We start from the raw sequence: 21,937 nt of genomic DNA on the forward strand, positions 1-21,937 counted from the left end.
GGTTCAGGCCGCGCATCCAGGTCTTGCCGTCTGTGGCCAAGGCTCCGGATGAGCGCTGGGCGACAGATTTGTGCCGCGTCTGGACAGGCAAGGACGGATGGGCCTCTCTGGCTCTGGTGATCGACTGCTACAGTCGGGAACTGCTGGGCTGGCATCTAAGCCGCAGCGGCAAGGCCAGAACGGCAGAAAGTGCGCTGGAACAGGCCTTGATCGCCCGCTATGGCTGTTTGGGCAAGGTCAAGCAGCCGTTCTTGCTGCGCTCGGACAATGGGCTGGTGTTCACCAGCCGCAGTTATACGGCGCTAGTCAAAAGCTATGGGCTGCAGCAGGAGTTCATCACGCCGTACAGCCCGGAACAAAACGGCATGGTCGAGCGTGTGATTCGCACGCTCAAAGACCAATGCGTGCACCGCCACCGGTTCGAGACGCTGCAACACGCCAGCCGTGTGATTGGCGACTGGATCCGCTTTTACAACTACCAGCGTCCACATCAGGCGCTGGGCATGAAGACCCCCGCTGAGGCTTATGCTTTAGCAGCCTGATCTGTGCAGAAAGGGCTGGGTCAATACACTTGATACAGACAACTTTTTTACCCATTAGAGAACCCCAATAAGCCCCATGATATGAGTTTGTAACGATACACTTGGCATTCGCTAAATTGACGAAAATATCATTATCATCATCAACGGTTGTTGTGTGACGCATGTTTCCAAAAGCCCTCAACAATTTTGACTTATTGAATCCGCCATTCAAGTGCAAAGCAAAATTTTCCTCACCAAACTCGGTCCCATTTTTAAAATCCATCATTCCATCAAAAACGGGATGCATACAAGACGCACAAGGAACATAAAAAACCTTCTTGTCATCAATAAGAGGGCTTCCCCTCTCCCTGATCCCCAGCAACGTAAACTGGGAAACAAGTGCCTGGAGATCCTGTCGTACATCCATGCCAATACCCCAAGCAATAACAGATTTGGCACTCTTGATCATCTTGTTCAATCGAGGCTTATTTTGCATAAAGAAAATACCGCCACCAATGATCAGACTATCACCAGTTGTAAAATTCGTTGGTTTGTCGCCAATGATATTTTCATCCCATGATATTTTTTGGGAGTCATTGAACTTGAAATAGTGATATGGTCCTGAAATGACATCTCCTCTATTCTTTCTATCATGATGGTGCATGAAATACGTGGTAGGAGTCGCCTTGTCCGTTGTCGCAGGCAAGGGAGAAGAACTGGCTATAGGCTCTGAACCTTCTGTTGCCAACTTCACGCTCAATTCAAGACAATCACCCACCTGAAATTTTTCAGATCTCAAGTAAATTGGAGAAACATTCAAAGCATCATGAAACAAAGCCTTGAGAGTCAGGTATCTCCCCTTTCCCTCGCCATCAACTTGAACGGTAGAAACCACCTTGTATACATCTTTAGTCATTTTCTACCCCTTTCTCGAAACATATATTTAGCAAAAAAATTATTGATCGATGATTTTGAGTCATCGAAAAATTTACCTGGTGTTTTTTTCAATTTCTCCCGCTTCTTCTTGCTCATGAATGGAGCCACCATGTAGGTATATGGCCTCAAAAACCAAGTGGGCTCGTAGTACTGATAAGTTGATAACTTTTGGCCCGTTTTTTTGACATCCATGACCTGCTCTGCAGCAGCATCTGACGTGAGTGCTGATGAAACATCAGTGGATAGGGTTTGTCCCTTTGCTTTGGCCTGTACATCAGATTTTACTGGTACAGTTTTTTTCTCCAACTGTTGTCGTCTGGCAAGATACAGGGATTTCGCATACCGATCAAGCAAAATTGAATTATCACTCAGAGCATAAGAAACAGGAAAATATTTTCTACCCTGATCAGGCAACTTTATACTGGAATATTCAATGCTTTTCAAAATATTTTTCTTGACGCCAGCCACCGTAACAACCTCATTTTCCACAGTAGCAAAACTATAAAAATGATGCAATAAAAAATAGAAAAATTGATGAACTTTATCAGCATCAACAGACACTTCTCCAGAAGACAGCCTGTTTTTTAGATATTCAGCATCTCGGAAAAATTCGTTGACACCCTCTATGGCATAAAAACATTTACCATAATAAAAAACTGGTTTATCGAATGCCATGGAAATTACACCGCAGCCTGAGTTGAACAAGACAACTGCAGAAGCCACTTCCAACAAGTCATTGATATGGCAGTCATCTGCAATGATGACACCTGGGGACTCATATTGCTCCACTGCTAACGGATGGTTTTTGACGACCAGCACCCAGTCCTTGGGCAACATGCTTTCCAGTTTTCGTATTTCTTCCAAGAAAGCTGTGTATGTTCTCTCTCCATCAATATAATATGTAGTAACGGTGTCTGTAGACAACTGCAAAGGACAAAACAATATTTTTTTCTTTTTATTAATTAGTCCAAGCTTAAGACGAAGATGACTAGGTAACAACCTATCGGCTTGAGCCTCCAGAGCCTTGTTGCCGTAACGCAATTCTTCAATAAAGCTGTCTACCTGCTGCTTTCGCTCATGATAGTTCTCTTCATTCTCATAAGAAATATTATCAAACTTCTGATAAGAATCGCTTTCAATACAAAAACCACCCACATCGAAATAGTAGGATTCTGGCAACGCACCTCTTTCCACCACCACTGTCTTGTAACCACAGGACTGTAGTGCACGATACAATTTGAGTTTCCACTCAGTGCCATAAGAATTCCAGAAATAAACCGCCGACACATGCTTCATATTCTGGATAAGTGCTAGAGTATCCTCAAAGGGGATTCTTCTATTATCATCCAGTATACAAACGTTATCCAATTGCCCCAGGACATAGCCGTTAATCAGGTAAGGATTGTTTCCTATGATGACATTGACAGGCTTGTCCGCATCATAATTCGGGAATATTTTCTTTGATTTATACGCCTCCACAGCTTTCGCCTTGGCATATTCAATATTTTTCTTGGTATCTACACGCTCACGCCATTCCAGCTTAGGGTGGTACAAGTGAAATCCATACAACCCCTTTAGTGTGAGATAGTCACCCGTCAAGCGATATAATGAACGCCAACCTTCATAGTCAATAGTCTTGTTTAAATTCCAAGATTTCGTTACATCGAATTGGCGCGGGTAGATACTCTTCTTATCATCATTAAAAACAGACATACGGAAAGCAATATCTCTGTCCTCACCTCCCCAGCCATAAAATCCTTCATCATAACCCCCCACCAAATTGAAAAGTTTTTTTCGGGCTACAAAGAGTGCCGTAGCGGGAGAGTAGGATTCTACGACAATATTAGCGTCGCCACCGCGGGGATCCTCAAACTGAAATGCAGTCAGAATTTCAGGGACAAATGGATCAATAACACCACGATCAAATACCCGCTTGCTAATCTCTTCCTTCAAATAGATTACTGGTATAGTCAGAAAGTTGAAAGGCGTTCTATCTATCAGATCAACTTCAACAGCTATTTTGCTATAAAAGTCCTTCGTGTAGACAATGTCAGCATCCTCCATCACGATCCATTCGCAGGAGGCAGCAGAAATCCCAGAATTTCTGGCACGACTTAGAGAAAAGATCTCACCTGCTGTATCCAATCTTTTATATAGAAATTTATTCTCCTTGCAAAACTCTTGGATTTCATATGAAACCGACAAGGGACTACCGTCATCAATAATAACAGTTTCTACCTGACTCAGATCCATCTGAGTCCTCAGGATCAGTCTCTCCAAATAAAATGAAAAATCATCAGTTCGCAAAGGAATAATGGAAGATATTTTTTTCATGTCCACAATATATATATTTACCACCCTAATTCAAGTCACTGAATTAGAAGAACTTAGCATCAGAATTTAATTCCACCTGCTGCTCTCTTAGCAGCCTTGTTTGGTTTCATATTTTCACTTTGCCATTCACAAATCGAAGACAATCTTCGCCCCAACAGCAATCTGATAAAGAATTTGTGTCAACTCTTTCCAGAACTGTCGCTTCTTGTCATCCACCCTGGGCAATACCAAAATTTGATCACCAGCATTGATTGTACTGTTAAAGCCACTTTGGCCTTTTTGCTGATAGCTGCCATCGCGCTTCGCCACCACCACACGTGCATTGCTGGCCTTTTGAAGATACCCCCCTGCACGACTGATATACTCATCCACACTCATGCCTTGCTGATAGGCCACCGCATTAGGAAATAGCACCTCACCACTCACCAGCACCAAATCATCCTTCCGTGGAATACGGATCACATCGCCATTTTCCAACAGCATCATGTCGCGCTGCTGCGCGTTGGCAATAATCACCTGCCCTAGTGGTTCCACCTTGCGCGCACGCTCAATCCACTGCAAAGTCAAGTCCGCCTCTTCCTTGCGTAGACGCGCCTCTTCCGTGCTGCTGCTACGCGCTGACAACACCGACATTTCCAAATTACGCAAGCTTGTATTCAGCAATTCCTTCTGGCGCAGCTTTACGCTCTGGCGAAACAGTTGCGCATTCTCCAGCTCGGAATTACCGTCCAACGTAACCTGCCCCAACACATCCCCCATACGGGCACCATACGGTAGCACATACTCCTGAGCGCTCAAGTGCTCACCTTCCACCCGTACAGTGATATTACCAATCTTCTTATCGGCCGTGAATTCGATCTCGTCACCATTCCCAACCATTACGCCGCGAGCCTCGGCCAGTGCATAATATTCCACATGGCGTGTGGTTCCCGTATTTCGCGTTACACGTACATGTGTTGCGACTGCCGTCGGTTTCGCCATCTGGGCAATTTCATCCACTGTAGGCTGTAGCTCACGGTAAAACTCAAAGCGCTTGGCGTTCTCAGCCAAGCCCGTTACCTTGACCGTATTCTGTCGCGCCCCCACAAACACCACATCACCATCATGCAGCTGCACCGACCCCATATTGCCGTGCAGCAAGAAATCGTACAAGCTCACACGCGCCCGTACCGTATTACCTCGCTTGACCTGCACATTGAGGTAGGAACCACGCTCTGGATCAATACCACCAGCCTGATCCAAATACTGAAGGACACTGTCCGAACTCGTACCGTTGTACAAGCCAGGACGATGCACGTAACCACTCACAAATACCCGAACCGGCTGTGCCGCTGCCAGACTAGCATAGCTCTGCACATTATTACGGAAGGTACGGTTCAGCGCCGTGCTCACAGTACGCTGCAAATCTTGGTTGCGCACCCCCACCACCCGTATCGGCCCCACATACGGCAGAAAGATATTGCCACGCGGATCTACCGTCAGTGTGGACTCATATTGAAAGGCACCCCAAAGTCGCACCTGCACCTGGTCTCCCACCGACACAATATGGTTGGGATTGAACTGTGCGGCTCCATCACGCGCAAATGCACCAGTAAACAGGTTGCCACCAAACACATCACTGTCCAAGTTGCTTGAATAATCAAACATGGGAGGCATGCCGGCCTGCACCGTAGGTGCAGGCCCATCTTGCGTTACCATGCCTGCCGGCATTTGGGAGGGCGGCACCACCGCACTAGGTGGCACCGCATTCGGTGTAAAAGGCATCGTTGGGTCAAAGGTATTCTGTGCCCCAGCCAGCGAAGCCACCATCAGACTGGCGGCCACGCCAGCAAAGCGCATACGGCGCAGTAATTCGGAAACTCTCATTTTCTGCATCAATCCTTGTGATCCTGAACAATGGCGCGCAACAGCAGGGCCACACCGGCCAACAACCAGATCACCAATACGTAAACCACCATGTTATAGATACGGCGTGGCTCCACTGCCTCCTGCGGATCTAGGGGCGCCTGCACCACTGACAACTGCTTCAGCATGCGGGTAGCTTCAAAGCGTCCTTTCTCCAGTGCCACCAAAGCCGTCTTGTAAACATCCTGAGCAAACGTAGCCTCCATTTCCAGACGCTGGTACTCTTCCACCGTCTGGTTTAGCGAAGCCCCTCGGCTAGAAGCCAGCTTGTTTTTTTCCTGCTTGATTTGACGATCCAGCGCCTGAATTTGCTGTGTCAGCATCACAACACTTGCATGATCCTGTACCAGGTAGGCCATCAAGGCACGGCGCTGGGCTTCCAGTTCGATGCGTTGACCTTCCAATCGTGCTACTACCGCTGAAATATTTTCAGCACTGGCCTGCGGCGAAATCATGCCGTGCTTGTTCTGATATGCCACCAGCTCCTGGCGCGTAAACAGTGCCTGATCATACAGGCGATTCACCTGCTGCTGCAGAAACTCCACCTGACTACCAGCCAACCTCTGAGCTGCCTGGTTCATGAAGATTTCACCTTCCTTCAACAGAAACTCAGCTATCTTTCGTGCCGTATCTGGGTCGTAGGCTTGAGCACGAATCACCAGCACCCCCGTGTAATCATCAAATTCGATGCTCACGCGCTTCAGGAGATATTGGTGAAAGCTTTCGATGGATGCATTCTTGTCAGAAAGTCGGGAAAAAATATCATGCTTGCTACTGCTGTAATGTCCACGCAAGCGCAGCGTTCCATCCATCTTGATCAGCATGTCTTTAGAGCGCAAGAAATCCCGCAACAGCAACTGATCGGCACGCGTACCACTTGCTGTACCGCTCAACAGACTGCTGAAATCCATGCTTTGACCACCCGCCAAATTGGTCCGCTCAATGATGATGTGCGACTCCGATACATAACGATCAGAAGCCCATAAACTCCAATAAAGGATCGATAGCAGTGAAGCCAATACCGCCAACGTCACCAGTTTGTTGCGGCTGATGAGATGGCCGCAACGTTTGATCTGACGCTGCGCTTTTGCCTTGGACGTTAGCGAAGGATTATCAAAATCTGCACCAGCTTCAGACGAGCTAGCATCCGCAGCAGATTGAGACTCAAACTTCGTTTTAACTGTTGTCCCACCGGTCTGCTGAGCAGACATAGGAGCAACTGAGCTGGTATTGTCTACAGGCTTGCTGGCCATTGCTGCAGAAGAGCCTGAGGCAACCGGTTTCTCGGCAGGACTTGTCGCCTTCGCTGTTTCGACAGATTTGCGAGGCGCTGCAGAGGCAGCGGAGGTGGCTTTCGCAGAAACAGCTGCGGGTTTTGTGAGACCGGGCGATTTACTAGCAGCAGGTGTCGGTGCAGCAGACTTGGCAACTTCAGCACCTTTGCTGTCTGCAGTTGCAGTGGATATAGGCTTGACCGGTTCAACGGGCTTGCTGGTTGCCGAAGCAACTGTTTTCACGGAGCCTCCGCTTATTTCACTCGCCTGCTTGTCGGCTGCTTCGCTTTCCACGAGTTTGACCGGAGTCGCTGATGTCGGAACCTCTGAAGACTTTTGCGCCTCAGAAGACACATTAGGCTTTATCACCTCAGGTTGGGTCTTATCGACCGGATCAACCGGTTTGGGATTAACGGAGTCACTCATTTTTTCAAACTTTGCTTATAAGCTTTTAAAGCGTCATCTATACGGTCAAACCAAACAGCCTTGCCCGCATGCATCCAGACTCCAGCAGTACAAAACTGTCGAAGCGTACCTTCACCATGTGACACCATGATGAGGCTCGAACGATCTGCAATGCGTTTGAAGGCATCTGCAGCCTTCTTGCGAAAGGCAGCATCTCCGGTTGCAGTCACTTCATCGGAAATGTAAACGTCAAAGTCAAATGCCAACGACAAGGCAAACTGCAAGCGGGATTTCATACCCGAAGAATAGGTCTTCACCGGCTCATCAAAGCTACTGCCTATTTCGCAAAACTCCTGGATACGCACAATCTTTTCCGGGATCTCGGTTTCGGGGACACCGTGGATCCGGCAGACGAACTTTGCATTCTGCCGCCCACTCAGCGAGCCTTGCAGGCCACCACCAAAACCCATCGGCCAAGATACGCGACAATCCCGGATTACCCTTCCCTTATTGGGATAGTCCACCCCTCCAATGATGCGCAACAGCGTGGACTTGCCGGCTCCGTTACGTCCGACCAAACCCACACTGACATTTCTGGGAATGGTGAATGACACCCCCTGCAGAATCCATTTACCTGCCCCATGTGTGGTCTGATAGCGTTTGTGGACATCATCTACGATGATCATCGTGTTACCAACCTTTGTGCATAGCGCCTATGGAGTACAAGACCACAAAACAGAAGACCCAATGCCCAGAAGTAAAGATACGGAATACTTAGTTCTGGCACCGCATGGTAATACGGAGCAAATCCCAAACGCACGGCCTCAACACCATGAGCCACCGGGTTGTACATCAGCCACTGCCTGTATGGAGGCGGCACCATGGACAACGGAAAAATCACACCTGAAATCAGATACATGGGCATCATCACAAAGCCCAGCACACGTCCTGCCTCCGGCAACAGCTTGCTCAGGGTAGAGGCAAATAACCCATAGCCCAAGCCCAACATCCACATACCAAACAGCGCTTCTACAACTGCCAATGGATCCTGTGGCAACGGCTGAACGCCAAACAGATAGAGCAGCAGCAACATGGTGGCGATCACGAACACCATCAGGAAAGCTTCAACGAACGAGCGGACCAAAACGGTATCAACCGGCTTAACTTGCCTATAAGTAAATAGTGCCTGGTTTGCGCTTAACGCATTGGATGACTGAGTTGCCACTCTATTAAACATAAAGTACGTTAACATGCCGCACGCCACCCACAGTGCGGTATGAATACCACCTACGTGACGTACTCGCACTACCGAAAACAGCACGGTCACATATGACACATGAAATACCGGTTCTGCCAACAGCCAGAACCAGCTGGCTCGTCCACCGAACAGCCGGCTCAGTACCTCGCGCAGGAACAGAGCCTTCCAAACGTGGAAGGTGGATTGCAATGGAGTCATGTCAAGTTGAGCATCGTGGCATCAAACACGCCATCAGGCCCAAGGGCAAATAGCGAAAACCGTGAACATTTCACGACATCAATGTGAAACGGAGATGAAGATGACCTTCATTTTACACTTTTCAGTAACGATGTCCCAGCATGCCGACGACACAAATAACAAACGCAGAGGGAGTCACCAAGTGTGACTCCCTCTGCGTTACGACGCTTTAACCAGAAAATTTCGTTCTTGCGATCAGTAAGTATCGCCCAGCTGACCCAGGATCGCCGGGTTCTCCAGCGTGGAGGTGTCCTGCGTGATTTCCTCACCCTTGGCCAGGCTGCGCAGCAGGCGGCGCATGATCTTGCCGGAACGGGTCTTGGGCAGGTTGTCGCCAAAGCGGATGTCCTTGGGCTTGGCGATCGGGCCGATCTCGTGGGCCACCCAGTCGCGCAGCTCCTTGGCAATGCGCGGAGCGTCTTCGGGAGACGGACGACCCTGCTTCAGCACCACGAAGGCGCAGATGGCTTCGCCGGAGACTTCGTCCGGACGGCCGACCACGGCGGCCTCGGCCACCAGATCGCTCTTGGCCACCAGGCAGGATTCGATTTCCATGGTACCCATGCGGTGACCGGACACGTTCAGCACGTCGTCGATACGGCCGGTGATGCGGAAGTAGCCACGGTCTTCGCTGCGCACGGCACCGTCGCCGGCCAGGTAGTAGCCACCCAGCTCTTCGGGGAAATAGCTCTTCTTGAAACGCTCCGGGTCACCGTACACGGTACGGATCATGCTGGGCCACGGACGCTTGATCACCAGGATACCGCCCGAACCATTGGGCATGTCCTGACCGGCTTCGTCCACGATGGCCACTTGCACACCCGGAATCGGCAGCGTGCAGGAGCCCGGCACCAGCGGCGTGGCGCCCGGCAGCGGGGTCAGCACGTGCGAACCGGTTTCGGTCTGCCAGAAGGTGTCCACGATCGGGCAGCGCTCGCCACCGATGTTCTTGTAGTACCACATCCAGGCTTCGGGGTTGATCGGCTCGCCCACGCTGCCCAGGATACGCAGGCTGGACAGGTCGTACTGGCTGGGGTGCACCTTGGGATCGTTGTCGGACGCCTTGATCAGCGAACGGATGGCCGTGGGTGCAGTGTAGAAGATGGTGACCTTGTGGTCCTGGATCATCTTCCAGAAACGGCCGGCATTGGGGAAGGTAGGCACACCCTCGAACACCACCTGGGTGGCGCCGGCAGCCAGCGGGCCGTAGGCGATGTAGGTGTGGCCGGTAATCCAGCCGATGTCGGCCGTACACCAGAACACGTCATCCGGGCGGATGTCAAAGGTCCAGTGCATGGTCAGGTTGGCACCCAGGATGTAGCCACCGGTGCTGTGCTGCACGCCCTTGGGCGTACCGGTGGAACCGGAGGTGTACAGCACGAACAGCGGGTGCTCGGCCTCGACCGGCACCGGCTCGCACTCGGTGCTCTGGCCTTCCAGCACCTGCGAGAAGGTCTTGTCGCGGCCTTCGACCATGTTGCACTTGGTGGGCGTACGCTCGAACACCAGCACGCTCTTGACGCACTCGGTACCCTTTTCCTTCAGCGCCTCGTCGACAATGGCCTTCAGGGGCAGTTCCTTGCCGCCGCGCATCTGGTAGTTGGCAGTGATCACGCAGACTGCGCCTGCGTCAACGATACGCTCCTGCACGGCCTTGGAAGAGAAGCCGCCGAACACCACGCTGTGGGTTGCGCCAATGCGGGCGCAAGCCTGCATGGCCACCACGCCTTCAATTGTCATCGGCATGTAAATGATGACGCGATCACCCTTTTGCACGCCTTCGGCCTTGAGCGCGTTGGCAAACTGGCTGACACGGGCCAGCAGTTCCTTGTAGGTGATCTTGGTGACTTCACCGCCGTCAGCCTCGAAGATGATGGCGGTCTTGTTTTCGGTGGGAGTGCCGATGTGCTTGTCCAGGCAGTTGGCGGAAGCATTCAGCTCGCCGTCTTCAAACCACTTGAAGAAGGGAGCATTGGACTCGTTCAGGACCTTGGTAAAGGGCTTGTTCCAGACCACATATTCCTTGGCCAGGCGGGCCCAGAAACCCTCGTAGTCTTTTTCGGCCTCGTCGCACAGGGCCTGGTAGGCATCCATGCCCTTGATGCGGGCACCGGCCATGCTGGCCTCGGACGGGGGGAATACGCGGTTTTCAACCAGAACCGATTCGATCGCACCAGATTGTGCTGTCATGCTTGTCTCCTTTGCCTTGGGTTTGCTTTTGGCGGCGCTTTTTTCTGCAGGCCCGCTCAGGAAAAGAATGGTAACACCTGTGAAGTGTCGAGCCCATGACATTTTTCAAGTCGGCGGGCGGGAAAAACCCTAGGGCAAAAAGGACATGTCAGGATCCCGGACAGGCCGACAGACTGACATGGCCTGTGCTGGTCAGGGGCAAGCTGCGCTGGCTACAATTCCTGATCTACCCCGCTGCCACGCGCAGCCGCCTATCTATATCTACAAGGAAAACGACATGACACGCATGGTTCAATGCATCAAGCTGGGCAAGGAAGCCGAAGGCCTGGATCGCGTCCCCTATCCCGGCGAGCTGGGTCAGCGCATTTTCAACAACGTCAGCAAGCAGGCCTGGGCCGAGTGGCTCAGCCACCAGACCATGCTGGTAAATGAAAACCGCCTGAACCTGGCCGATGCGCGCGCCCGCCAGTATCTGGCCCGCCAGATGGAAAACCACTTCTTTGGTTCCGGCGCCGACCAGGCCGCCGGCTATGTGCCGCCGCAAGCCTGATTTCCGCTTTCCGTGCCGCATGCGCTGACGATTCTTGCGCCGGGGCCTGCTGCCCTGCCGCCGTCTGCGCCTGCACCTGCGGATCCGTCGGGCAGTCGCCATCTGGTCTGGATCTGTCCGCATGCCCCCGAGACAGACTGGCTGCAGCAGGCCGGCCAGTCACTGGCGCAAACACCGGAAGAGCGGACGCAGATAGAACAGGCGCTCCGGCAACAGGCCTGGGGCTTGCTGCCAGGCTGGCACCGGCTACCGCTACTGCCAGGCCGGCTGGTGCTGCATCTGGCCATCGGCGATCCCTGGCAGCTGGTGCGCGAAGCCAGCGGCCACTTTGACCACATTTCCCTGTCCACCGACCTGCTGCGGCAAGCCGACGCCAGCCAGCGCGAAGGTCTGGCCGCCGGGCTGAGTGCGCTGGCACGGCATGGCAGCCTGCTGCAGCCCAATCCGCCCTGCTCCGCGTTGCCTGATGACTGGCTGCCGCAACTGCGCTCCCGCGGCTGGGTGCCAGCAGATACAGCAGGCCTGGCTCCCGGCAGCATGCGTTTTGCGCCGCGCTGGCGCGATGCCACGCCGCCGGCGGCTGTAGCGCGTGAAGCCACGGTCATCGGTGCCGGTCTGGCCGGCAGCGCCGTAGCCTACAGCCTGGCCGAGCGTGGCTGGCAGGTCACGGTACTGGATCGCGCCGCCACCCCGGCAGCCGGAGCCTCCGGCCTGCCGGTGGGTCTGGTGGTACCGCACAGCTCGGCCGATGACACCCTGATCTCGCGCGTGATCCGTGCCGGTATCCGCAGCACACTGCAACGCGCGGCAGCCTTGCTGCAGCCTGGCCAGGACTGGGCCGCCACCGGCGTGCTGGAGCACTGCGTGGATGGCAAGAGCAAGCTGCCACGCTCCTGGCAGGCCAACGCCGCCCATCCCCCGGACTGGATCAGCGCCAGCCGCCCCTGGGCCAGTACGGCTACCCCACTACAGCTGCAGCAGGCCTGCCTGCCAGCCGATGCCGTGGCGGTCTGGCACGAGTGCGCGGCCTGGATCAAACCCTGGCGACTGGTGCAGGCGCAGCTGGAACACCCGACCATCCACTTTGTCGGCAACACGGCAGTACACAGCCTGCAACGCCCTGCTGCCGATGCCCCATGGCAATTGCTGGACGACACCGGTCAGATGATCCGGCAGACCGACCTGCTGGTACTGACCGCCGGATTCGAATCACGCCAGCTATTGCAGTCGCTGCAACAGCCTCTGCCACTGAACCCCTTGCGCGGCCAGATCGCCTGGGGTTGGCAGCAGACCTCGCACCTTGGCCTCCCTGCCGTGCCCGTCAATGGCAAAGGCAGTCTGGCCTGCCATGTGCCCTGGCAGCAGTCAGCGCAGGCCGGATCCATCTGGATCACCGGATCTACCTTCTCCCGATCTGACAATACACCTGATGTGCGCGAACAGGAATTTCCCGAGATTTGGCAGAAACTGCAAATGCTGCATCCGGCTGCGGCCGATCAGCTGCAGGCCGATTTCGCTCAGGGCCGGGTACAAGGCTGGGCCGGCGTGCGCGCCACCCTGCCGGATCGCCTGCCTGCGGTAGGTGCGCTGGCGCGCAGCCGTCACGGCCAGCCAGCAGATCTTCTGCAGGGGCTGCAGCTCAGCTGTGGCATGGGCGCGCGCGGACTGAGCCTGTCGGTACTGGCGGGCGAGCTGCTGGCGGCGCAGTTGCACGATGAACCCTGGCCACTGGAAAAACGGCTGGCGCGCCTGCTGGCGGCCAGCCGCTGGCTGGACAAACCGGTCTGACCCGACTTACTGCCGGCCCGTGGAGCCGTAGCCGCCCTCGCCGCGTTCGCTGCTGCCGGAAAACTCCTCTACCAGCGTGAACTGCGGCTGCACCACCGGCACGATCACCATCTGCGCCACGCGCTCCATGGGCTCGATCACGAACGGGCTGTCGGTGCGGTTCCAGAGGCTGACCATCAGCTGGCCCTGGTAGTCACTGTCGATCAGGCCGACCAGATTGCCGAGCACGATGCCGTGCTTGTGGCCCAGGCCAGAGCGCGGCAGCAGCATGGCGGCGTAGCCGGGATCGGCCAGGTGAATCGCCATGCCGGTAGGCACCAGCTGCCAGGCGTTGGGGGCCAGTTCCAGCGGCGCATCGATGCAGGCGCGCAGGTCCAGCCCGGCGCTGCCGGGCGTGGCGTAGGCCGGCATCTGCTGGCGCAGGCGGGCATCGAGGATCTTGAGTTCGACTTGGGGTTGCATGGTCGTCAGGGAATGGACAAAAAGGAAAGCGCCGGCGCACACGCGCCTGCAGCGGCCTGCCTCAGGACTGCTGGTCCTGCAGCAGCCAGTTGCGCAGCGGCGGGATGAACATGGCTGCCACGAATCCGGCCACCGGCAGCGGTTTCAGGTCTTCCGGCAGCACGATCAGCAGGACGACCAGCACCATCATGATGGAGGGCATGCGTGATTTGGTGCGTCGCACAGCCGGCGTTGCCGGTGCCGACACACTTCCTGGTGGAGGCGGTGGCGGCGATGCCGGCGGAGCTGGCGGGAGAGCCGGCAGGCCAGCGGATACCCCCGGCTGGCCACGCTGCATCGCCCACTGCCGCAGGCGCCAGCGCGTGGACGAAGGCCCCATCTGCCCGGCCTGCTGCTGCACATCCTGCAGCAACGCCCGGTTGCTGTCCTGCACCAGCTGCTGCGCATAGCGCTCGAAGTCGCCGTGCGCCGGCGGCTCCCAGGGCTGACCGGCAGCGGGAGTCTGCCCGACGGACAGTTGTTGCAACAGGGACTGGATCGGGTGGGATGCCATGACAAGGGCCAAGGGGGCCGGCTGGACAAACAGCGGGCAATTGAGAGTAAAATAGGGGTTTGCAGCAGGTAAACTGCCGCCCTTCCAGCGCCCATCATACTGCACGGGCGCTCTTTGTATCAGCCGCCCCACGCGCGCGGCACAACCCAGTTACTCATCATGAAAATCGCACAAGAAATCCGCGCCGGCAACGTGATCATGCACGGCAAAGACCCCATGGTTGTCCTGAAGACCGAATACGCCCGTGGCGGCCGTGGTGCGGCTACCGTGCGCATGAAGCTGAAGAGCCTGCTGAACAACTTCGGTACCGAAGTCGTGTTCAAGGCCGACGACAAGATGGACCACATCATCCTGGACAAGAAGGAGTGCACCTACAGCTACTTCGCCGATCCGATGTACGTGTGGATGGATTCCGAGTACAACCAGTACGAAGTCGAAGCCGAGAACATGGGCGACGCCCTGAACTACCTGGAAGAAGGCATGGAAGCCGAAGTCGTGTTCTACGACGGCAAGGCGATCTCCGTGGAGCTGCCGACCAGCGTCGAGCGTGAAATCACCTGGACCGAGCCGGGCGTCAAGGGCGACACTTCCGGCAAGGTGCTGAAGCCGGCCAAGATCGCGACCGACTTTGAAGTGTCCGTGCCGCTGTTCGTGAACCAGGGCGACCGCATCGAAATCGACACCCGCACTGGCGAGTACCGCAAGCGCGTATAAGATGACAGGTGACAGCCGTCACCTAGACATCGTGAACAAAAGGCTTCTCCGGAAGCCTTTTGTCGTTTTGGGCGCCCTGCGCGCCAGCCAAACCCTGAAAGCCGCTTTCGCATGGAACAAACTGTCAACCTGAGCCAGGAACGCCTGGCACGTGCCTGGAACGACCTGCAGACCCTGACCGACCAGGGCACGCTGCTGCATCCGGATTCGAATCGTCTGGCCTTTGCCGATCCGGAATTCCTGCTGCGCCATGAGACCCGCAGCATCCGACTGCAGATCGAGATGCTGAAAACCGAACTGGAACTGGACAAGCGCGAGATTGACCACACCATCGTGGTCTACGGCAGCGCCCGCCTGCCCTCGCCCGAAATGGCGACCCAGGCGCGCCAGGAAGCTGAACGCAGCGGCGACCCGGCGCTGCTGCAGCGCGCCGAGCACATGGCGCGCGGCGCCGAACACTACCAGGCGGCACGCGCCTTTGGCCGGCTGGTGGCCGAATACAGCATCGGCAAGCCGCGCGATACGCATCTGTATATCTGTACTGGCGGCGGTCCCGGCATCATGGAAGCCGCCAACCGCGGCGCCAGCGAAGCCGGCGAACCGACGATCGGCCTGAACATCACGCTGCCGCACGAGCAGTTTTCCAACCCCTACGTGACGCCGGCGCTGAACTTCAAGTTCCACTACTTTGCGCTGCGCAAGATGCATTTCATGATGCGCGCCCTCGGTCTGGTGGTGTTTCCGGGCGGCTTTGGCACGCTGGACGAACTGTTCGAGGTGATGACGCTGGTGCAGACACGCAAGACCAAATCGGTGCCCATCGTGTTGTACGGCAGCCATTACTGGAAGCGTGTGCTGAATCTGGAGGTGCTGGCCGAGGAAGGCATGATCTCTCCGGAAGACCTGAACCTGATCACCCATGTGGACACGCCGGAAGATGCCTGGCGCTGCATCCGCGAGTTCTACCAGCTCAACTGCAACGATGCATCCACACGCTCCGCCATGCATGATGCCGGTTGCGGGGCGCTAGACGACAACGCCATGGCCTGAGCCCCAGCAGCCTGAACCGGCCCTGTGCCGTCAGGGCTGTTGCGATTCGTCTTCCGGCTCATCGGGACCAAGCAAGGCGCTGGTTTGATCCTGTGGCAGGGCTTCGGCCTGGCGCAGCACGCGCTGCATGGCGCGGTTGCGCACTTCGGCCTGATCCAGCGTACGCAGCACGGTCTGCGTCTGGCTCTTGATGCGCGTGAGCACATCGCCAAACTTGCCGAATTCGGTCTTGACGGCGCCCAGCACCTGCCAGACTTCGCTGCTGCGCTGCTCCAACGCCAGCGTGCGAAAGCCCATCTGCAGCGAGTTGAGCATGGCCAGCAGCGTGGTCGGGCCGGCCAGCGTGATGCGGTATTCGCGCTGCAGGCTTTCCACCAGGCCCGGACGGCGCAGCACCTCGGCATACAGGCCTTCGGAAGGCAGGAACAGGATGGCGAAATCGGTGGTGTACGGCGGTCGCACATAGCGTTCGGTAATCGCACGCGCTTCCTGCCGGATGCGGGTTTCCAGCTGGCGTGCGGCTTCGTCTGCCGCTACGGCATCGGCACGCTGCTGCGCTTCCAGCAGGCGTTCGTAATCTTCATTCGGAAATTTGGCGTCAATCGGCAGCCAGACCGACTGGCTGGCATCGCCCCGCCCCGGCAGGCGGATGGCAAAGTCCACGGCATGACGATCATCAGGGTGAATCTGCACCTGGCTGGCGTACTGTTCCGGTGCAAACACCTGTTCCAGCAAGGCACCCAGCTGCGCCTCGCCGAACATGCCGCGCGTCTTCACATTGGTCAGCAGGTGCTTGAGATCGCCCACACCCTGCGCCAGCGCCTGCATCTCGCCCAGGCCGCGCTGCACCATTTCCAGCCGCTCGGCCACCTGGCGAAAGCTCTGGTCCAGCCGTGTGTGCAGGGTGGACTGCAGCTTTTCATCCACGGTCTGGCGCATTTCCTCCAGCTTGCGCGCGTTGCCTTCCTGCAGCTGCTGCAACTGCGCCTCCAGCGTCTGACGCACACCCTGCAGCTGATCGGCACTGGTCTGGTGCACGCGATCCAGCTGCTGGCCCAGGGTCTCCAGCAGGCGCAGTTGCAACTGGCCCAGCTGTTGCGCCATGGCATCAAGCTGCTGGTGCTGGTTGCGCGCCGTTTCGGCGCCCTGCTGCAAGAGACTGTTCTGGAAGCGTGCCAGGGCATCGCCCTGCTCCTGGCGATTGTTGCGACTGGTTTCGGCCAGCTCCTGGCGCAGTTCGCGTTCCAGCCGCTCGTTGCCATGCAGCACCAGGTCGCGCAGGTCATCGAACAGGGATTCGCGCATCTCGTGCAGCGGTTGACGGTTCTGCTGCCGCCACAGCAGCACCAGCAGCAGGATCAGGTTGAGCAGCAGCAGGAGCAGGCCAGCCAGCAGAAAGGGATCGGTATCGGGCATGAATGTGGCGTCAGGACAAACAGATGGGACACAGGCACAGGCCCGCGCAGGGTGAAAATTGGCGACTAGATACAACATGTTGCAAAGCCGCCGCACTTTTTTTGCTGCATTGCACAAAAACCACTTGATCTGCCCCGCAGCATCTCTATAATACGAGTCATGTTGCAGCGCAACATAAAGAACCGATGGATGCTGTGGCGTCGGTTCGGGGCCTACAAGGATTCCAGACAATCAACCGCAGTTCTTCACCTGATAGTGCATTTTTGGAGATACTACTATGCTGACCGCTGAACAAATCGCCGCTGCTCACAAAGCTAACCTGGAAACCCTGTTTGGTCTGACCAACAAGGCTTTCGAAAGCGTTGAGAAGCTGATCGACCTGAACGTGAGCGCTGCCAAGGCCGCCCTGACCGACGCCGCTGAAACCACCCAGGCTGCCATGGCCGTCAAGGACGCCCAGGAGCTGCTGGCCCTGCAGGCTTCCCTGTTCCAGCCCCTGGCCGAGAAGACCGCTGCCTACAGCCGTCACCTGTACGACATCACTTCCGGTACTGCTGCCGAGTTCACCAAGGTGTTCGAAGCACAAACCACCGAAGCCCAGAGCAAGGTGAACGCCGTTGTGGAAAACATGAGCAAGAACGCTCCGGCTGGTTCCGAAGCTGGCGTGGCCATGATGAAGAATGCCGTGTCTGCTGCCAACACCGCTTTCGAATCCGTGCAAAAGGCCGTGAAGCAAGCTTCCGACGTCGCTGAAGCCAACTTCAACGCCATGGCCAACACCGCCGTGAACGCTACCAAGACGGCCGCTGCTGCTGCCAAGAAGCCGGTTACCAAGTAATTCGGCTCCGTCTTACTGAAAAAACGTTAACGCTGTGGACATTCCGCCGGACTGATCCGCAGCACGACACCAGTTGTCTCCTTGTGTCTCGTTCCCCGGTGCAATGCCGGGAGCAGATGCAATTGGCCCCGCCTTGTGCGGGGCTTTTTTTTGGTGCGTCCAGTATGTGCGCACCACAAAAAACCCCGCTATGACGCGGGGTGAATGGTGATTTATTGCCTACGGGGGCAGGTACTTGCCAGATCTGTGATCATTCCCACTCAATCGTAGCCGGCGGCTTGGAGCTCACATCATAAGTCACGCGGTTAATCCCACGCACTTCATTGATGATGCGCCCGCTGACACGCTTGAGCAGGCTGTACGGCAGTTCCGCCCAGTCCGCCGTCATGAAGTCGCTGGTCTGCACCGCACGCAGCGCCACCACATAATCGTAGGTGCGACCATCGCCCATCACGCCCACGCTCTTGACCGGCAGGAACACGGTGAAAGCCTGGCTGGTGAGGTCATACCAGCTCTTGCCGCTATTGGGTTCCACGGTGGAGCGCAGCTCCTCGATGAAGATGGCATCGGCGCGGCGCAGCAGGTCGGCGTATTCGCGCTTGACTTCGCCCAGGATGCGCACACCCAGACCCGGGCCAGGGAACGGGTGACGGTACACCATGTCGTGCGGCAAGCCCAGCGCCACGCCCAGTTCGCGCACTTCGTCCTTGAACAGGTCGCGCAGCGGCTCCAGCAGCTTCAGGCCCAGCTGTTCAGGCAGGCCACCCACGTTGTGATGGCTCTTGATCACCACCGCCTTCTTGCTCTTGGCACCGCCGGATTCGATCACGTCGGGGTAGATGGTGCCCTGGGCCAGGAAAGTGGCACCCTTGTGGCCGCCGCCGCTGGCTTTCAGCTTCTCGGCCTCGGCCTTGAACACGTCCACGAACAGGCGGCCAATGATCTTGCGCTTCTGCTCCGGGTCGGTCACGCCGGCCAGCTCGCCCAGGAACAAGTCGCTGGCGTCCACGCGCACCACCTTGGCGTGCAGCTTGCCCTCGAACATGTCCATCACCATGTCGCCCTCGTTCAGGCGCAACAGGCCATGGTCGACAAACACGCAGGTCAGCTGGTCACCGATGGCGCGGTGGATCAGCGCCGCCGCCACGGAGGAATCGACACCGCCGGACAGGCCCAGGATCACCTCCTCGTCACCCACTTGTTCGCGGATCGCCTGCACGGCTTCCTCGATGTGGTCACGCATCACCCAGTCGGCGCTGGCCTGGCAGATGTCCAGCACGAAGCGGTCCAGCATCGCCCTACCCTGCACCGTGTGCGTCACCTCGGGGTGGAACTGCACGGCGTAGTAGCCACGCTCCTCGTCGGCCATGCCGGCAATCGGGCAGCTCGGGGTGGAGGCCATCAGCTTGAAGCCGGCCGGCAGTTCGGCCACCTTGTCGCCGTGGCTCATCCAGACTTTCAGCATGCCGTGGCCTTCAGGGGTGGTGAAGTCGGCAATGTCCTTCAGCAGGCGCGTGTGGCCATGGGCGCGCACTTCGGCGTAGCCGAATTCGCGCTGGTGACCGCTTTCCACCTTGCCGCCCAGCTGCAGCGCCATGGTCTGCATGCCGTAGCAAATGCCCAGCACCGGCACCCCCAGCTCGAACACGGCATCAGGTGCCTTGTCCGTCGTTTCCTCGTAGGCGCTGGCATGGCTGCCCGACAGGATCACGCCCTTCAGCTTGCCATCAGCGGCGAAAGCGCGCACCCAGTCGCTGCTCACGTCACAGGGATGCACTTCGCAGTACACATGCGCCTCGCGCACGCGTCGCGCGATCAGCTGGGTGACCTGGGAGCCGAAATCGAGAATGAGGATCTTGTCGTGTTGCATGAAAGTGTCCGGTAAATCAAAAAGGGCTGAGCCACCATGTACGGTGTGTCCCAGCCCGTGTCTGCCTCAAGAAGAATCAGTCCGCGCGGTAGTTCGGCGCTTCCTTGGTGATCTGCACATCGTGCACGTGCGATTCGCGGATGCCGGCTGCGGTGATTTCCACGAACTCGGCCTTTTCGCGCATCTCGTCGATGGTGGCACAGCCGCAGTAGCCCATGCTGGCACGCAGGCCGCCGGCCATCTGGTAGATGATGCTCAGCACAGAACCCTTGTAGGGCACGCGGCCTTCGATGCCCTCGGGCACCAGCTTGTCGGTGTTGGGGTTGCCGCTGCTGCTTTCCTGGAAGTAGCGATCCGCGCTGCCCTGCTGCATGGCACCAATGGAGCCCATGCCGCGGTAGCTCTTGTAGCTGCGACCCTGGAACAGGATGACCTCACCCGGGGCTTCTTCGGTACCGGCAAACATGCCGCCCATCATCACGGTGTTGGCACCAGCGGCAATCGCCTTGGCGATATCACCGCTGAAGCGGATGCCGCCGTCTGCGATCAGCGGCACGCCCGTGCCCCTGAGCGCGGTAGCCACACTGTCCACCGCCATGATCTGCGGCACGCCCACGCCGGCAACGATGCGGGTGGTACAGATGGAGCCCGGGCCGATACCGACCTTGACCGCATCCGCGCCCGCCTCGACCAGCGCCCTGGCTGCAGCACCGGTGGCAATATTGCCGCCAATGACCTGGATGTGCGGGTAGTTGTCCTTGACCCAGCGCACGCGCTCCAGCACGCCCTGGCTGTGACCGTGGGCGGTATCCACCACCACGGCATCCACGCCGGCCTGCGACAGCGCCTCGACACGCTCTTCGGTGCCCGGGCCCACGCCCAGGGCGGCACCCACCAGCAGACGACCGTTGTCGTCGCGCGCGGCATTGGGGAAAGAGGTCTGCTTGTTGATGTCCTTCACCAGGATCAGGCCCTTGAGCTCGAAGGCATCATTGACCAGCAGCAGGCGCTCCAGCTTGTGCTCGTGCAGCAAGGCCTTGGCATCGGCCAGGGAAATGCCCTCGTGGGCGGTGACCAGGCGCTCGCGCTGGGTCATGATGTCCTTGACCTGCACATCCAGGCGGGTCTCGAAGCGGATGTCGCGGTTGGTGACGATACCGACCACCTTGCCGCCGTCCAGCACCGGGAAGCCGGACACGCCCAGCTCTTCGGACAGCTGCTTCACTTCCAGCACGGTGGTGGTGGGGGTGATGACCACCGGATCGCGCAGGATGCCGCTTTCGTGGCGCTTGACCTTGGAAACATGCGCCGCCTGCTCCTGGGCTGTCATGTTCTTGTGGATGATGCCGATACCGCCCTCTTGCGCCATGGCGATGGCCAGGCGGGCTTCGGTGACCGTATCCATGGCGGCCGACACGAGCGGGAGGTTGAGCTGGATGTTGCGGGTGAACTGGGTGCGCAGCGAGGTGTCCTTGGGCAGGACTTCGGAGTAGGCGGGCACCAGGAGAATGTCGTCGAACGTAAGGGCTTTGCCGAGCAGGCGCATGGGGGTTTCCTCCAAAAGCAGGATTCTAACGGTTTCGCCGCAAGCCGTCAGCCGGCAGGCATGCAAATACCCACATCGCGTTGCAGCGCA

General features: G+C 57.1%; 17 protein-coding genes and 1 pseudogene. 6 read left to right on the forward strand and 12 right to left on the reverse strand.

What is annotated here, in order from left to right; translation table 11 throughout:
• Nucleotides 1-542, forward strand: a 542-nt coding sequence (locus C513_RS0100005; protein WP_018713975.1) for an IS3 family transposase, incomplete at its 5' end; no start/stop codon positions are given.
• A 43-nt stretch (nt 543-585) separates the two neighbouring features.
• Here the strand turns inward: C513_RS0100005 and C513_RS14710 are convergent.
• The 7 genes and pseudogenes from C513_RS14710 to acs form a co-directional block, all read right to left on the reverse strand.
• Nucleotides 586-1,437 (reverse strand): annotated as a pseudogene (locus tag C513_RS14710) (glycosyltransferase family protein); the annotation flags it as partial.
• Nucleotides 1,434-3,791: a capsular polysaccharide export protein, LipB/KpsS family gene (locus C513_RS13780; protein ID WP_076342685.1), complete on the reverse strand. Its 2,358-nt coding sequence runs from the start codon at nt 3,789-3,791 to the stop codon at nt 1,434-1,436. The pseudogene C513_RS14710 and the gene C513_RS13780, both read right to left, overlap by 4 nt.
• A 126-nt stretch (nt 3,792-3,917) precedes the next feature.
• Nucleotides 3,918-5,666 (reverse strand): polysaccharide biosynthesis/export family protein, encoded by a 1,749-nt coding sequence (locus C513_RS0100010; RefSeq protein ID WP_018713976.1) that lies wholly within the window; start codon nt 5,664-5,666, stop codon nt 3,918-3,920.
• Nucleotides 5,666-7,396 (reverse strand): hypothetical protein, encoded by a 1,731-nt coding sequence (locus C513_RS14535; protein ID WP_245552776.1) that lies wholly within the window; start codon nt 7,394-7,396, stop codon nt 5,666-5,668. Before C513_RS14535 ends, C513_RS0100010 begins: the two co-directional genes overlap by 1 nt.
• Nucleotides 7,393-8,061: an ABC transporter ATP-binding protein gene (locus C513_RS0100020; protein WP_018713978.1), complete on the reverse strand. Its 669-nt coding sequence runs from the start codon at nt 8,059-8,061 to the stop codon at nt 7,393-7,395. The genes C513_RS14535 and C513_RS0100020 overlap by 4 nt, the downstream gene beginning before the upstream one ends.
• Complete coding sequence (locus C513_RS0100025) at nt 8,058-8,831, reverse strand: ABC transporter permease (RefSeq protein WP_018713979.1); 774 nt, start codon at nt 8,829-8,831, stop codon at nt 8,058-8,060. Before C513_RS0100025 ends, C513_RS0100020 begins: the two co-directional genes overlap by 4 nt.
• Nucleotides 8,832-9,065: 234 nt before the next feature.
• Nucleotides 9,066-11,060: an acetate--CoA ligase gene (gene acs, locus C513_RS0100030; RefSeq protein WP_018713980.1), complete on the reverse strand. Its 1,995-nt coding sequence runs from the start codon at nt 11,058-11,060 to the stop codon at nt 9,066-9,068.
• 277 nt (nt 11,061-11,337) lie between these two features.
• Here acs and C513_RS0100035 point away from each other — a divergent pair, with 277 nt between their 5' ends.
• Nucleotides 11,338-11,610 carry an oxidative damage protection protein gene (locus C513_RS0100035; protein ID WP_018713981.1) on the forward strand — a complete coding sequence of 91 codons (273 nt, stop codon included), beginning with the start codon at nt 11,338-11,340 and terminating at the stop codon, nt 11,608-11,610.
• A 12-nt stretch (nt 11,611-11,622) separates the two neighbouring features.
• Nucleotides 11,623-13,398 carry an FAD-dependent 5-carboxymethylaminomethyl-2-thiouridine(34) oxidoreductase MnmC1 gene (gene mnmC1 / locus C513_RS12295; protein ID WP_018713982.1) on the forward strand — a complete coding sequence of 592 codons (1,776 nt, stop codon included), beginning with the start codon at nt 11,623-11,625 and terminating at the stop codon, nt 13,396-13,398.
• Nucleotides 13,399-13,404: 6 nt separating this feature from the next.
• Here mnmC1 and dut read toward each other — a convergent pair whose 3' ends face one another.
• Together dut and C513_RS0100055 are read right to left on the reverse strand one after the other, a co-directional pair.
• Nucleotides 13,405-13,860 (reverse strand): dUTP diphosphatase, encoded by a 456-nt coding sequence (gene dut, locus C513_RS0100050; RefSeq protein ID WP_033394730.1) that lies wholly within the window; start codon nt 13,858-13,860, stop codon nt 13,405-13,407.
• A 61-nt stretch (nt 13,861-13,921) separates the two neighbouring features.
• Nucleotides 13,922-14,413: a hypothetical protein gene (locus C513_RS0100055; protein WP_018713984.1), complete on the reverse strand. Its 492-nt coding sequence runs from the start codon at nt 14,411-14,413 to the stop codon at nt 13,922-13,924.
• 159 nt (nt 14,414-14,572) lie between these two features.
• On the opposite strand from C513_RS0100055, the gene efp reads away from it, so the two are divergent.
• Together efp and C513_RS0100065 are read left to right on the forward strand one after the other, a co-directional pair.
• Complete coding sequence (efp, locus tag C513_RS0100060) at nt 14,573-15,127, forward strand: elongation factor P (protein WP_018713985.1); 555 nt, start codon at nt 14,573-14,575, stop codon at nt 15,125-15,127.
• 111 nt (nt 15,128-15,238) lie between these two features.
• Entirely contained in the window at nt 15,239-16,177 is a 939-nt protein-coding gene (locus tag C513_RS0100065) for an LOG family protein (protein WP_018713986.1), read from the forward strand.
• 30 nt (nt 16,178-16,207) lie between these two features.
• On the opposite strand, the gene C513_RS0100070 is transcribed toward C513_RS0100065, so the two are convergent.
• Nucleotides 16,208-17,593 (reverse strand): DNA recombination protein RmuC, encoded by a 1,386-nt coding sequence (locus tag C513_RS0100070; RefSeq protein WP_018713987.1) that lies wholly within the window; start codon nt 17,591-17,593, stop codon nt 16,208-16,210.
• Nucleotides 17,594-17,870: 277 nt separating this feature from the next.
• Between C513_RS0100070 and C513_RS0100075 the strand changes: the two genes are divergently transcribed.
• Nucleotides 17,871-18,431: a phasin family protein gene (locus C513_RS0100075; protein WP_018713988.1), complete on the forward strand. Its 561-nt coding sequence runs from the start codon at nt 17,871-17,873 to the stop codon at nt 18,429-18,431.
• A 250-nt stretch (nt 18,432-18,681) separates the two neighbouring features.
• Here C513_RS0100075 and guaA read toward each other — a convergent pair whose 3' ends face one another.
• The gene (gene guaA, locus C513_RS0100080) at nt 18,682-20,301 is read right to left on the reverse strand and encodes a glutamine-hydrolyzing GMP synthase (RefSeq protein WP_018713989.1); all 1,620 of its coding nucleotides are present in this window, start codon (nt 20,299-20,301) and stop codon (nt 18,682-18,684) included.
• A 76-nt stretch (nt 20,302-20,377) separates the two neighbouring features.
• Nucleotides 20,378-21,847: an IMP dehydrogenase gene (gene guaB / locus C513_RS0100085; RefSeq protein ID WP_018713990.1), complete on the reverse strand. Its 1,470-nt coding sequence runs from the start codon at nt 21,845-21,847 to the stop codon at nt 20,378-20,380.
• Nucleotides 21,848-21,937 lie beyond the last annotated feature (90 nt).

Origin of the sequence: Allobrachymonas chironomi DSM 19884 (genome assembly GCF_000374625.1) — a bacterium.
In the GTDB taxonomy this organism is placed as follows: Bacteria; Pseudomonadota; Gammaproteobacteria; order Burkholderiales; family Burkholderiaceae_C; genus Brachymonas; species Brachymonas chironomi.

Bases quoted from the DNA above. Each gene is read 5' to 3' on its own strand.
- C513_RS0100070 (WP_018713987.1), bottom strand. From the start codon at position 17,593: ATGCCCGATACCGATCCCTTTCTGCTGGCTGGCCTGCTCCTGCTGCTG.
- guaB (WP_018713990.1), bottom strand. From the start codon at position 21,847: ATGCGCCTGCTCGGCAAAGCCCTTACGTTCGACGACATTCTCCTGGTG.
- C513_RS0100035 (WP_018713981.1), top strand. From the start codon at position 11,338: ATGACACGCATGGTTCAATGCATCAAGCTGGGCAAGGAAGCCGAAGGC.
- C513_RS0100020 (WP_018713978.1), bottom strand. From the start codon at position 8,061: ATGATCATCGTAGATGATGTCCACAAACGCTATCAGACCACACATGGG.
- dut (WP_033394730.1), bottom strand. From the start codon at position 13,860: ATGCAACCCCAAGTCGAACTCAAGATCCTCGATGCCCGCCTGCGCCAG.
- C513_RS0100065 (WP_018713986.1), top strand. From the start codon at position 15,239: ATGGAACAAACTGTCAACCTGAGCCAGGAACGCCTGGCACGTGCCTGG.
- efp (WP_018713985.1), top strand. From the start codon at position 14,573: ATGAAAATCGCACAAGAAATCCGCGCCGGCAACGTGATCATGCACGGC.
- acs (WP_018713980.1), bottom strand. From the start codon at position 11,060: ATGACAGCACAATCTGGTGCGATCGAATCGGTTCTGGTTGAAAACCGC.
- C513_RS14535 (WP_245552776.1), bottom strand. From the start codon at position 7,396: ATGAGTGACTCCGTTAATCCCAAACCGGTTGATCCGGTCGATAAGACC.
- C513_RS13780 (WP_076342685.1), bottom strand. From the start codon at position 3,791: ATGAAAAAAATATCTTCCATTATTCCTTTGCGAACTGATGATTTTTCA.
- C513_RS0100025 (WP_018713979.1), bottom strand. From the start codon at position 8,831: ATGACTCCATTGCAATCCACCTTCCACGTTTGGAAGGCTCTGTTCCTG.
- C513_RS0100055 (WP_018713984.1), bottom strand. From the start codon at position 14,413: ATGGCATCCCACCCGATCCAGTCCCTGTTGCAACAACTGTCCGTCGGG.
- C513_RS0100075 (WP_018713988.1), top strand. From the start codon at position 17,871: ATGCTGACCGCTGAACAAATCGCCGCTGCTCACAAAGCTAACCTGGAA.
- C513_RS0100010 (WP_018713976.1), bottom strand. From the start codon at position 5,666: ATGCAGAAAATGAGAGTTTCCGAATTACTGCGCCGTATGCGCTTTGCT.
- guaA (WP_018713989.1), bottom strand. From the start codon at position 20,301: ATGCAACACGACAAGATCCTCATTCTCGATTTCGGCTCCCAGGTCACC.